We start from the raw sequence: 12,639 nt of genomic DNA on the forward strand, positions 1-12,639 counted from the left end.
GGGAGAGGATGACCATGCTGGAGGTCTTTAGCTGGCTGGCCGACTGGCTGATCTATGGCGTCGCGGGGCTGGACCCCGAGAGCAAGCTCGGCGCCTCATTGCACTTCTTCGTCGAGGACACCACCAAGATCTTCGCGCTGTTGGTGGTGATGATCTATGTCATCGCCCTGATGCGCGCCTCGCTGAACCTGGAGCGAGTACGCCACTACATCCAGCAGAAGCACCGCCTGGCAGGATACGGCCTGGGCGCCAGCTTCGGCGCCATCACCCCCTTCTGCTCCTGCTCGAGCATCCCGCTGTTCCTGGGCTTCACCAGCGCCGGGATCCCACTGGGCATCACCATGGCCTTTCTGTTCACCTCGCCGATCATCAACGAGGTGGCGGTGATCATGCTGTGGAGCCTGCTGGGCTGGGAATTTACCCTCGTCTACATCGTTATCGGCATGGCCGTGGGCATCGGCGGCGGGATGCTCCTCGATGCCCTGAAGGGCGAGCGCTGGCTGAAGGCTTTCGCGGCCAAGGCCTATCAACAGGCCGCCGCGACGCCCCACGACGATGCGCCCGCACCCGAGACGCCCTCTCTGACCCTGAAGGAGCGCCATGAGTTTGCCAGAGACGAGCTCAAGGAGATCGTCGGGCGGATCTGGAAGTGGGTGCTCATCGGCGTCGGCCTGGGGGCCGGCCTGCATGGCTTTGTGCCCGACGGCTGGTTCGCCGACAACCTGGGCAGCGGCCAATGGTGGAACGTGCCCATCGCCGTGCTGGCCGGGCTTCCGCTCTACTCCAACGCCACCGGCGTCATCCCGGTGATGGAGAGCCTGATCCTCAAGGGGCTGCCGGTGGGCACCACCCTGGCCTTCTGCATGAGCACCGTGGCGGCCAGCTTTCCCGAGTTCATCATGCTCAAGCAGGTCATGCAGTGGCGCCTGCTGGCCACCATCTTCGTCATCCTGCTAGCCAACTTCATGATCGTTGGCTGGCTCATCAACCTGCTGAGCCCCTGGCTGTTCAGCGGATTCCTGTCCTAGAGGAGACACATCATGAAGAAGATCGAGGTACTGGGTACCGGCTGCAAGAAATGCGTCAACACCGCCGAACAGATTCAGGCCATCGCTGGCGAACTGGGCATCGAGGTCGAGGTGGAAAAAGTCACCGACCCGGCCACGATCATGGGCTACCAGGTCATGTCGACGCCCGCCGTAGCCATCGACGGTACGCTCGTTCACAGCGGCAGCGTGCCGGGCCGAGAAAAGATCGAGAGCCTGCTGAAGGGCTAAGCAGGGCATACCGGGCCCGTGTTGATCCTTCAGCACCGGGCCCCTTTCCGAGACGCCCCACCGGACTATCTTGATCATCATCAAGTCCTGTTCAGGGATTACCCCTTCTCCTGGCTCAAGCCTCTGAAATTCTAGGCTGTTGGCAGTAGCAACGCGCCGACGCTACCCACCGTCCTTGCGCGCCTGCCAGGGGGTAACTAATCTGAGAAATGAATCTGCTGATTCAAATATCCATATAACTATGCAGCAACAGCCGATATCGACCTCCCTACAACAACATTCCGGAGCGCCAGACGATGTCCCGACTGAGCCGCCGCAACTTCCTCAAGCTGACCGGCAGTAGTGCTGCCGTCAGCACCCTGTCCCTGTCACCGTTGGCCAAGGCCCAGCCGGACCAGGGTTCGGGCACCACCGGCAGCACGACTCTCCCCTACCCGCGAGAAGTGGTGGCCAGGCTGGGAGACGTCGCCGTCAATCAGCCCGTCCACTTCAACTATCCCGACTCCCGATCGCCATGCGTGCTGATTCGCAAGGGGCGTGAGGTCAAGGTCGGGGTGGGCCCGGACCGGGACGTGGTGGCCTACAGTACCCAATGCACGCACATGGGCTGCCCGGTTAACTACGACCAGAAGGCCGAGACCTTCAAGTGCCCCTGTCACTACAGCGTCTTCGATCCCGACAACGCCGGCCAGATGGTGATCGGCCATGCCACCGAGAGCCTACCGCGGATCATCCTGGAGTATGACGAGGCAGAAGACGCCCTGCTTGCCGTGTCGGTCGATGGGCTGATCTATGGTCGTCAGGCCAATATCATCTGAATCGGGAGAACAACAATGACGCAGTTCAAGGACCGCATCCCGCTGCCCCCGGCAGATGCCCGGAAGACCAACATGGCGTGTCACTTCTGCATCGTCGGCTGCGGCTACCATGTCTACAAGTGGCCCGCCAACCGGGAAGGTGGCAGGACTGCCGACCAGAATGCGCTGGGGCTCGACTTCACCCGCCAGCTTCCTGCCATGCAGCTCACCATGACGCCGGCCATGGTCAACCGGATCAAGGATCACGACGGTCGCGAATACAACATCATGATCCTTCCCGACAAGGCGTGCAGCGTGAACCAGGGGCTGTCCTCGACGCGGGGCGGCCAGATGGCCAGCGTGATGTATTCGGAGGGCACCCCGATCGGCGAGCGGCGGCTTAAGTACCCACTGGTGTACACCGGTGACGACTGGGTCGAGAGCAACTGGGAGCAGGCGATGGCCCTCTATGCCGGCCTGACCCAGCGTATCCTCGACAACGAGGGCCCGGACCAGCTGTTCTTCAACCTCTTCGACCATGGCGGCGCCGGCGGCGGTTTCGAGAACACCTGGGGCACCGGCAAGCTGATCTTCAGCGGCCTGCAGACGAAGATGGTCCGCATCCACAACCGTCCCGCCTACAACTCCGAGTGCCACGCGACCCGCGACATGGGCATCGGCGAGCTCAACAACAGCTACGAGGATGCCGAAATATCCGACGTCATCTTCTCCATCGGCGGCAACTCCTACGAGACGCAGTCGAACTGGTTCCTGGCCCACTGGGAGCCGAACCTCAGGGGCGCCAACGTCGGCAAGAAGCGGGAATGGTTCCCCGACGAGAGCGTGGGCAAGGGCAGGGTCATCCTGGTCGACCCGCGACGCACGCCTACCGTGGCGATCTGCGAGACCGTCGCCGGCAAGGACCATGTCCTGCACCTGGCGATCCAGCCGGGCACCGATACCGCGCTGTTCAATGGGCTGCTGACCTACGTGGTCGACCAGGGCTGGCACGACCAGGCCTTCATCGACGAGCACACCAGTGGCTTCGCGGAGATGCTCGCCGCCAACCGCTTGGAGCTGGACGAGTGCGCCCGGATCACCGGGCTGGATCGTGCCGATATCATCAAGGCCGCCGAATGGGCCTACCAGCCCAAGGCAAGCGGTCATGCCCCGCGCACCATGCACGCCTACGAGAAGGGCGTGATCTGGGGCAATGACAACTATCGGATCCAGTCCGCCATCGTCAACCTCGTGGTGGCCACCCGTAACGTCGGCCGCCGCGGCACCGGCGTCGTGCGCATGGGCGGCCACCAGGAGGGCTATACGCGCCCCCCCTATCCCGGCGGGCGCCCGGCGCCTTATATCGACCAGGAGCTGATCAAGGGCAATGGCATGATGCTGACGGTCTGGGCCTGCAACGCCTTCCAGACCACCGTCAATGCCGAGACCTATCGCCAGGTGATCAAGCGGCGAGCCGCCATCGTCAACCAGGCGCTAGCCGAAGCACGCGGCGCCTCCACCGAGGAGCTGATCGATATCGTCTATGATGCCGTCAAGAACAAGGGCGGCCTGTTTATCGTCGATATCGACCTCTACCGCACCAAGTTCGCCGAGTCCTCCCACCTGGTGCTGCCGGCGACCCATCCCGGCGAGATGAACCTGACCTCCATGAACGGCGAGCGGCGGCTGCGGCTGTCCGAACGCTTCATGGACCCTCCCGGCATCGCCAGGCCGGATTGCCTGATCGCCGCCGACATGGCCAACGCCCTCAAGCAGCGCTTCGAGGCGGCAGGCAACGCGGCGATGGCCGAGCGTTTCGCCGGGTTCGACTGGACGACCGAGGAGGACGCCTTCAACGACGGGTTCCGCATGGCCCATGAGAAGGAGATCGACAGCCAGGGCGGGCCGACGGGACACCTGGCCACCTACGAGCGCCTGTCCGAGGCCGGCAACAACGGCGTCCAGCTGCCCATCAAGGCGTACAAGGACGGCAAGCTGATCGGCACCGAGATGCTGTATACCGACAGCAGGTTCGATACCGAGGATGGCAGGGCACACTTCCAGCCGTCGCCCTGGAACGGGCTTCCCGAGGTGGTTCAGCAGCAGAAGGAGAGGTTCGACTTCTGGATCAACAACGGTCGTACCAATCATATCTGGCAGTCTGCCTATCATGATCAGCACCTGGCCTTCCGCAAGGGCCGCTACCCCATGGCCCCGGTCGAGATCCACCCGCAGGATGCCGAGGCGCTGGGGATCGCCAACGGCGATATTGTCGAGGTCTACAATGACTACGGCGCGACCATGGCCATGGCCTATCTGGAACCCGACCTGAACCGGGGGCAGGTCTTCATGATGTTCGGCTATCCCAATGGGGTTCAGGGTGACGTGGTCAGCGAATGGACGGACCGCAACATCATCCCCTACTACAAGGGGGCCTGGGCCAACCTTCGCCGCATCGGCTCCAACCCCGCCTACCTGCGAGACGTCTCGTTCAAGCGTCGGCGCTATTCCTGAGACATGACGCCGATTGCGGATCTGGCGCAGCATGGGCGAGTGAGGTTACCAATTCTCCCTCGTTCATACTGAATGACTGCCATATCAGCACATGGTCAATCGCCGCTCCGGCCGATTCCCCATGCTGGCGAGACGGTTCTGCAGCAGGGCCAGACGCTCAGCCTGGCCCTGCTGAGCGGCCTTCAGGATATCCTCTATCCAGTTGGGCAGTGCCGGCGCCAGGCAATAGTAGACCCACTGACCATCACGACGGTCGCTCAGCAGGCCGCAGTTGCGCAGCTGGGCCAGGTGACGCGACACCTTTGGCTGGGACTCCTCCAAGGCGTGGGTCATCTCGCAGACGCACAACTCCTGCTCGCAGCGAATCAGCAACGTGAGCGTCAGACGCGTCTCGTCACCCAGGCACTTAAAAAGTCTTGGGGGGTCGAGCTGAATCAAGCGATATACCTCATAGAAACCAAGGGGGTCATTCTACGTCACCGTCCGCTGCTCCGACAGCAACCCCTGCCCAAGCCGGGTACTGTGTCATACCATGTCACGCCGCCTCACGTGGCAATGCCAGGGCCATCAGCGCACTGGCCGCCACCAGGGCAGACGAGATCCACAGGCAGGCGGCAAGGCCATGGACCTGGTAGACCCAGCCGGAGAGCAGCGTGCCCAGCAGGCGACCCATGGCGTTGGCCATGTAGTAGAAGCCCACGTCCATGGAAACGCCGTCGGCGCGGGCGTAGTGGACGATCAGGTAGCTGTGCCAGCTGGAGTTGACGGCGAACAGCACGCCGAAGGCCAGCAGCCCTGCTACCAGCCAGCCCACTTCGGCCAGGGGCAGCAGGGCCAGCAGTGCCGGCAGGCCGGCCAGCAGCAAGGCCCAGAAGGCCGTGACCCCACGCGCCCCGCCCTTGACCAGGCCGGTAAGGCGCGGTGCCTGGGTCTGCACGCCGCCGTAGCCGATCACCCAAATGGCCAGCAGCCCCCCTACCGTCCAGTGGCTCCAGCCGTGCTGGTCATAGAGAAACACCGGCAAGGCGACCACGAACCAGACGTCCCGGGAGGCGAAGAGGCAGAGCCGCGCTGCCGAAAGCACGTTGATGGCCTTTGAGGAGGAGAACACCTCGGTGAACTTGGGCTTGCGCTTCTGGCGTCCCAGGTGGGCCTTGAGGCGCACCAGCGACAGGGCGAGCACGCCCACCAGCATCACCGCCATGGCGATGACGGCGCCACGAAAGCCGATCAAGGTCAGCAGCAGCCCGCCCAGGAAGAAGCCGGCGCCCTTCAGCGCGTTCTTGGAACCGGTGAGGATCGCTACCCAGCGGTAGAGGGCGCTGCCGGCGCTGGGGCTGTCCTTGGGCACCAGCACCTTGACCGCACTCTTGGCGCTCATCTTGTTGAGGTCCTTGGCGATCCCCGAGAGCGCCTGGGCGGCCATCACCCAGGGCACGGTCAGCGCCGTGGCGGGCACCATCAGCATGGCCAGCGCCACGATCTGCAACCCGAGCCCGAGGTTCATGGTGCGGTTGAGCCCCAGGCGGGCCCCCAGCCACCCCCCTACCAGGTTGGTAACCACGCCGAAGGCCTCGTAGAAGAGGAACAGCAGCGCCACTTCCAGGGGCGAGTAGCCCAGCTGGTGGAAGTGCAGCACCACCAGCATGCGCAGGGCGCCATCGGTGAGGGTGAAGGCCCAGTAGTTGCCGGTGATCAGCAGGTACTGGCGCACCTCAAAGGGCAAGGCCCGCAGGCGAACGGCAAGCGAGTTTCCATCAACCACGACCCACCTGCATCTCATCTACCTGCTCCCGCCCTACCTTCCCTAGGCCCACCTTCAGGGCCAGTTCCGCGGTGCGGTTGGCATAGCCCCACTCGTTGTCGTACCAGGCGTAGAGTTTGAGCTGGGTACCGTTGACCACCATGGTCGAGAGGGCATCGATGATCGAACTGCGCGGGTCGGTGCGGTAGTCGATGGAGACCAGCGGGCGCTCCTCATAGCCTAGGATGCCGGCAAGCGAACCCTCGGCGGCGGCCTCGAGCGCCGCGTTGATCTCTTCCACCGTCACCTCGCGCTCGAGCTCGAAGACCATGTCGGTCAGCGAGGCGTTGGCCAGCGGCACGCGCACGGCGTGACCGTTCAGCTTGCCCTCGAGTTCCGGGAAGATGGCGGTGATCGCCTTGGCCGAGCCGGTGGTGGTGGGGATCAGGCTCATGCCGCAGGCGCGCGAACGACGCAGATCCGGCTTTTGTGGAGAGCTCGGGGCGTCGAGGATCGTCTGGGTGTTGGTGATGTCGTGCACCGTGGTCATCGAGCCGTGGCGAATACCGTAGGTCTCGTGGATCACCTTGACCACCGGCGCCAGGCAGTTGGTGGTACAGCTCGCCGCGGTGACGATGCGATGCATCGCCGGATCATAGAGGTCGTCATTGACGCCCACCACCACATTGAGCACGCCCTCCTCCTTCACCGGTGCACTCACTACCACCCGCTCGACGCCCTGGTCGAGATAGGCCTGAAGCGCTGCCGTGGTCTTCATCTTGCCGGAGCACTCGATGGCGACCTGGCAGCCAGACCAGTCGCTATCGCCCAGCGCCTTGTGGGCACTGAAGGCGATACGACGACCGTCGATCAGGATGGCCTCTTCCTCAGCCTGGATGCCCTGTCCCGGCGACCACTGGCCGTGCACCGAGTCGAACTCGAGCAGGTGGGCGAAGGTGGCGGCGTCGCCGCCCGGGTCATTGATGCGCACCAGTTCCACCTCGCCCGCCGCCACGCGGGGCCAGAGGCTTCGCACTACCAGGCGGCCAATGCGCCCAAAGCCATTAATGCCGAGTCGTAGGGTCATGTTGCTCTCCTGATAAACAATGAACGCCGGAAGACAGCCTCAGGCATTGCCGTCTCTCGTCTTGATCTGCAACCACAGCGACAGACGGCGACGAATCTCCTGCAACGCCTGTTCATAGGCGTCCTCGCGGCCGATCAGACGCGGATCGCGAATATCCCAGTAGAGATGCTCGTCGCTTTCGCCCTGCCAGTCGCGACAGGATTGCTGTGCCTTGTCGCACAGCACAATAACGGCATTGAAGTGTTGGCCCGTGAAGTCATCCAGCGACTTGCTGGCCAAGCCCTCGGTGGAAATCCCCTGCTTCTTCAATGCCGCCAGGGTCATCGCAGCGGGTTCATCCGGCTCGCTGCCCGCGCTGTAGGCCTCGAAGGTGTCGCCTGCCAGGTAGCGCAACAGCGCCTCCCCCATCAGCGAGCGAGCGGAATTGGCATTGCACAGGAAGAGCACACGCTGTTTGGTCATGTGGGGAGCTCCCGAATATATATGGAATATCATATATAACAGCGCCAGATGTCAATTCCATGACGGCGATCGCGGGAGGAAGCGATCAGGAGGCGAGCAGGATACCCGACACGGCCAGCAGCCCGACCACGGCCCAGGCGGGCGTTTGCCAGCGCACCAGCAGCAGAAAGCCAGCCACGGCCAGGGCGAACGTCTCGGGCCCGAGGATTGCCCCGGTCCAGACCGGGTCATAGAGTGCGACACCCAGAATACCCACCACGGCGGCATTGGCGCCGCGCATCACCGACTGGGCAGCGGCCCAGTGGCGAACGCTATTCCAGAACGGCAGCACGGCCACCAGCAGCAGCAGCCCCGGCATGAAGATCGCGACGAGCGCCATGGCGGCCCCAGTCAGCCCGCTCGGTCCGATACCCAGCACGCTGCCGAGATAGGCGGCGAAGGTGAACAGCGGCCCGGGCACCGCCTGAGCGGCCCCGTAACCGGCCAGGAAGACATCCGACGAGACCCAGCCCGACTGCACCACTTCAGCCTCGAGCAGCGGCAGCACCACGTGCCCGCCGCCGAACACCAGGGCACCGGCCCGATAGAAGGCATCCAGCAGGTCGAGGGTCGGCGAGGCGGTCGCGAGTGCCAGCAGCGGCAGTCCCGCCAGCAGGGACAGGAAGGCAAGCAGGGCGACGCCGCCGGCCCGATGGGAAACGGGCAGCGATAGCGTCGCCGGCTGCGCCGCATCACCGTTGGCGCGGCATAGCGCCAGGCCGGCCAGCACCCCCGTCAGGATTGCCACTACCTGGCCAAGCGGGCCACCTACCAGCACCACGATGAAGACCGCGGCCAGAGCGATACCGGCGCGACGACGATCCGGACACAGCCCCTTGGCCATCCCCCATACGGCCTGCGCCACGATAGCGACCGCCGCCACCTTGAGGCCGCGGACCAAGCCCTCCACAACGGGCCCCTCGAACAGGCTCGCACCCAGCGCGAAGGCCACCAGCAGCAGCGCCGAGGGAAGGGTAAAGGCCAGCCAGGCCAGCGCCGCGCCCCCCGGACCGGCCCGCAGCATGCCCAGCGCAAACCCCACCTGACTGCTGGCCGGCCCGGGGAGGAACTGGCAGAGCGCCACCAGGTCGCCATAGTCGCGCTCGCCGAGCCACTGCCGACGCGTTACGAACTCGTGGCGGAAGTAGCCCAGGTGCGCGACGGGGCCGCCAAAGGAGGTCAGGCCCAGCAGCAGGAAGGCCAGAAAGACCTCCTGATAGCGGCCCCGATCGCCTGACGGGAGACTCATGGCCGGATACTGCTTCGCCGGCCGGAGCGCGTGGGCGCGGCCACGCTCAGCCGTAGCGGCCGGTGATGTAGTCTTCGGCCTTCTTGGTGGCCGGGTTGGCGAACATCGTTCTGGTGTCGTTGTACTCGATGATCTCGCCAAGGTGGAAGAAGGCCGTATAGTCGGCCACTCGCGCCGCCTGCTGCATGTTGTGGGTCACGGTGATGATGGTGAACTGCTGCTTGAGCTTGTCCATCAGGTCCTCGATGGTCGCCGTGGAGATCGGGTCCAGCGCCGAGGTGGGCTCGTCCATCAGGATCACGTCGGGCTGCACGGCGATAGCGCGGGCGATGCACAGGCGCTGCTGCTGGCCGCCGGAAAGCGAGGTGCCCGGCTGCTGCAGCTTATCCTTGACCTCCTCCCACAGGCCGGCGTCGCGCAGTGCCTTTTCCACCAGTTCGTCCTGATCGGCCTTGCGGCTCACCAGGTCGTGCATGCGCGGCGCATAGACGACATTGTCGTAGATCGACTTGGGAAAGGGATTGGGCTTCTGGAAGACCATGCCCACCCGGCGACGCAGGGCCACCTCATCCATCTTGGCGGCATTGACGTCGAGGCCGTCCATCTCCACCAGCCCCTCGAGACGCACGTTGGGAATCAGGTCGTTCATGCGATTCAGGCAGCGCAGGAAGGTGGACTTGCCACAGCCCGAAGGCCCGATCAGGGCCGTGATGTTCTTCTGGTAGACATCGATGTTGATGTTCTTCAACGCCTGGCTCTGGCCGTACCAGAGGTTGAGGTCGCGGACGCGAATGCTCAGCTCATGGTGAGCATCGGCATTGCGGGTTACCGGCTGGCCAGCTTCGGGACGGGAGCTTTGGTGAGGTGACATCGGCGCGGTACTCCGCTCGGCAACATGAATGTTCATCTAGGGATATCCTGTAACGTAGCGTGGCTTACCAGCGGCGCTCGAACTTCTTGCGCAGGATGACGGCGGTGGCATTGAGGAAGATCAGGATCGTCAGCAGCACAAGGATCCCCCCCGCGGTCTTCTCGACGAAGGCCTGCTCCGGCTCGCCCGCCCAGGTGAAGATCTGGGCCGGCAGCACGGTGGCCGCCTGGGTGAAGGAGGCGGTAGCGTCGGGGATGAAGGCCACCATGCCGACGATGATCAGCGGGGCGGTTTCCCCCATGGCCTGGGCCAGGCCGATGATCGAACCGGTCATGATGCCGGGCATGGCCAGCGGCAGCACGTGATCTCGCACCACCTGCCAGCGCGAGCAACCGACCCCGAAGGCGGCGTGGCGAATCGAGTCCGGCACGCTGCGCAGCGCCGTGCGGGTGGCGATGATGACCACCGGCAGAGTCATCAGCGCCAGCGTCATGCCGCCGACCAGCGGGGAGGAGCGCGGCACCCCGAAGAAGTTGATGAAGATGGCCAGGCCCAGCAAACCAAACAGGATCGATGGAATCGCCGCCAGGTTGTTGATATTGATCTCGATGATCTGGGTCAGGCGGTTGTCCGGGGCGAACTCCTCCAGGTAGACCGCCGTCATCACGCCGATCGGGAAGGCGATAGCCAGCGTCACCAGCATGGTCATCACCGTACCCACGGCGGCGGAGAGAATCCCGGAGGCTTCCGGCATCTTCGAGTCGCCGCTGGTAAAGAAGGTGGTGTTGAACTTGAGCGCCGCCCGGCCCTGCTCCACCAGGGTATCGACGGTGGCCTGCTGGGCGTCACTTAGCTTGTTCCGATGCCCCTTGAGATACTGGTCTACCTCGCTGTCGGCCAGCACCCAGCGGGTCTCGCTGGTGCCCAGCAGCTCTGGATTGTCGCGCATGCGCACCGGGATCAAGCGCTCGAAGGTCCGGCTCACCAGGCGAGACACCTCGGGATCCAGGGCGGCACGCCCCATGCGTTGGGCATCGTCATTGTAGTCGATCTCCACCTGGATCTGCGCCTGCTGGAAGGCCGGCAGGCCCTTGGACAGCATGTCGGCGAAGAACAGCACCAGGAACAGGCCGGCCAGCCCCAGGGCCCCCATGGAGATCCACTTCAGCCGCGACGACCGGCGATGGCGGCGGCGTAGTTGGGCGCTGATGGCGTCGAAGGATTGACTCATCTCGGCGTTTCCTCGGCGTTACAGGTTATTGACGCGATACTTCTCGCGGAAGCGACGGATCATCAGCACCGACACCAGGTTCAGGCTGAGGGTGACGGCGAACAGCACCAGACCCAGGGCGAAGGCGGAGAGCGTCTCGGCACTCTCGAACTCCAGGTCGCCGGTCAGCGCCGCGACGATGCGCACCGTTACCGTGGTCATGTCTTCCAGCGGATTGGCGGTGAGGTTGGGCCGCATGCCCGCCGCCATCACCACGATCATGGTCTCGCCCAGCGCCCGGGAGACCGCCAGCAGCGAGGCGGAGATGATGCCCGGCAGGGCCGCGGGAATGACCACGTCGCGGATGGTCTCGCCCTTGGTCATGCCCAGCGCCAGGGAGCCCTGTCGCATGCTGTCCGGGACCGCATTGATTACGTCGTCGGAGAGCGAGGAGATGAAGGGGATGATCATGATGCCCATGACCACGCCGGGCGCCACGGCATTGTTGAAGGAGGCGTCCAGGCCTAAAAAGCCGGCCAGGTCGACGATCAACGGCGCCACCGTGATGGCGGCGAAGAAGCCGTAGACCACGGTGGGAATGCCGGCCAGCACCTCGAGGGTCGGCTTGGCCAGGGTGCGTACCCGCTTGGGAGCGAACTCCGCCATGTAGATGGCCGAGAGCAGGCCCACCGGGATCGCGACCAGCATGGCGATAGCGGTGATCATGAAGGTGCCGGCGAACAGCGGCACCGAACCGAACTGGGCGGCGGCGCCACCCTCGTCGGCCCGTCCGGCAGCGGCCAGGAAGCTGGCGCCAGGGTTCCAGACGGTTCCGGTGATGAAGTCCCAGAAACTGTGCATCTGGAAGAAGCGCAGCGCTTCGAAGACGATGGAGAAGAGAATCCCGAAGGTGGTGAAGATCGAGATCAGCGCTGCGGTCACCAGGATCCAGCGAATCACCCGCTCGATGGCCTGGCGGGCGTGGAAGTCGGGCTTCACCTGGCTCATGCCCACCATCAGGCCGATAGCGGCGACGACCAAGCTACCGGCCAGCAGGTAAAAGGTGGGAATGTCCGCGCCCAGCAGCAGCATCAGGAAGGCCCCGACGGCGCCCACGGTAATCGCCGGGCCGGCAGTGGCGAGCACGGCGAACCAGGCGTACTGGTCGGGCTGAGCGTACATGGACGCGCCGGTTTCGCGCACTCGCGCGGCCTTGGCACGTCCCAGGAAGAAGGCTATCAGACCCAGCAGCAGCAGAACGCCGCTGAACATGGCGAGGAGTTGATTGGTCTGCATAGGTCTCTCTCGGTGGATTACGACGGCAGCATGCCTGCCGGAAAGCGCGTCGGCCGGCAGCCGTGGGCTGCCGGCCGGATCGGGCGTCCCTGC

At 64.4% G+C, this 12,639-nt stretch carries 12 protein-coding genes; 4 read left to right on the forward strand and 8 right to left on the reverse strand.

Features of this window, described 5'->3' with window-relative positions:
* The first annotated feature begins 14 nt into the window (after positions 1-14).
* From FHR95_RS02845 to FHR95_RS02860, 4 genes are all read left to right on the forward strand, one after another.
* Positions 15-1,028 carry a permease gene (locus FHR95_RS02845; protein ID WP_183313272.1) on the forward strand — a complete coding sequence of 338 codons (1,014 nt, stop codon included), beginning with the start codon at positions 15-17 and terminating at the stop codon, positions 1,026-1,028.
* A gap of 12 nt (positions 1,029-1,040) precedes the next feature.
* Positions 1,041-1,277 carry a thioredoxin family protein gene (locus FHR95_RS02850; RefSeq protein ID WP_040186123.1) on the forward strand — a complete coding sequence of 79 codons (237 nt, stop codon included), beginning with the start codon at positions 1,041-1,043 and terminating at the stop codon, positions 1,275-1,277.
* A 296-nt stretch (positions 1,278-1,573) separates the two neighbouring features.
* Positions 1,574-2,095 (forward strand): arsenate reductase (azurin) small subunit, encoded by a 522-nt coding sequence (locus tag FHR95_RS02855; RefSeq protein WP_040186121.1) that lies wholly within the window; start codon positions 1,574-1,576, stop codon positions 2,093-2,095.
* A gap of 15 nt (positions 2,096-2,110) precedes the next feature.
* Complete coding sequence (locus tag FHR95_RS02860; RefSeq protein ID WP_183313273.1) at positions 2,111-4,588, forward strand: arsenate reductase (azurin) large subunit; 2,478 nt, start codon at positions 2,111-2,113, stop codon at positions 4,586-4,588.
* Between the two features lie 84 nt (positions 4,589-4,672).
* Here the strand turns inward: FHR95_RS02860 and FHR95_RS02865 are convergent, their stop codons facing one another.
* The 8 genes from FHR95_RS02865 to pstC all read right to left on the reverse strand — a co-directional run bounded on the left by FHR95_RS02865 (position 4,673) and on the right by pstC (position 12,546).
* On the reverse strand, positions 4,673-5,026 hold the full coding sequence (locus FHR95_RS02865; RefSeq protein WP_040186117.1) for a metalloregulator ArsR/SmtB family transcription factor: 354 nt from the start codon (positions 5,024-5,026) through the stop codon (positions 4,673-4,675).
* A gap of 97 nt (positions 5,027-5,123) precedes the next feature.
* On the reverse strand, positions 5,124-6,371 hold the full coding sequence (arsJ, locus tag FHR95_RS02870; RefSeq protein WP_183313274.1) for an organoarsenical effux MFS transporter ArsJ: 1,248 nt from the start codon (positions 6,369-6,371) through the stop codon (positions 5,124-5,126).
* A complete protein-coding gene (locus FHR95_RS02875) occupies positions 6,346-7,419 on the reverse strand; it encodes an ArsJ-associated glyceraldehyde-3-phosphate dehydrogenase (protein ID WP_183313275.1) in 1,074 nt (357 codons plus the stop codon). The genes arsJ and FHR95_RS02875 overlap by 26 nt, the downstream gene beginning before the upstream one ends.
* Before the next feature lie 39 nt (positions 7,420-7,458).
* The gene (locus FHR95_RS02880; RefSeq protein ID WP_183313276.1) at positions 7,459-7,881 is read right to left on the reverse strand and encodes an arsenate reductase ArsC; all 423 of its coding nucleotides are present in this window, start codon (positions 7,879-7,881) and stop codon (positions 7,459-7,461) included.
* Between the two features lie 85 nt (positions 7,882-7,966).
* Positions 7,967-9,169 (reverse strand): chromate efflux transporter, encoded by a 1,203-nt coding sequence (chrA, locus tag FHR95_RS02885; protein WP_183313277.1) that lies wholly within the window; start codon positions 9,167-9,169, stop codon positions 7,967-7,969.
* Between the two features lie 46 nt (positions 9,170-9,215).
* Entirely contained in the window at positions 9,216-10,076 is an 861-nt protein-coding gene (pstB, locus tag FHR95_RS02890) for a phosphate ABC transporter ATP-binding protein PstB (protein WP_425485250.1), read from the reverse strand.
* Between the two features lie 28 nt (positions 10,077-10,104).
* The gene (gene pstA, locus FHR95_RS02895; protein WP_040186107.1) at positions 10,105-11,271 is read right to left on the reverse strand and encodes a phosphate ABC transporter permease PstA; all 1,167 of its coding nucleotides are present in this window, start codon (positions 11,269-11,271) and stop codon (positions 10,105-10,107) included.
* 18 nt (positions 11,272-11,289) lie between these two features.
* Entirely contained in the window at positions 11,290-12,546 is a 1,257-nt protein-coding gene (gene pstC, locus FHR95_RS02900) for a phosphate ABC transporter permease subunit PstC (RefSeq protein WP_040186105.1), read from the reverse strand.
* Positions 12,547-12,639 lie beyond the last annotated feature (93 nt).

The organism is Halomonas fontilapidosi (genome assembly GCF_014192285.1).
In the GTDB taxonomy this organism is placed as follows: domain Bacteria; phylum Pseudomonadota; class Gammaproteobacteria; order Pseudomonadales; family Halomonadaceae; genus Halomonas; species Halomonas fontilapidosi.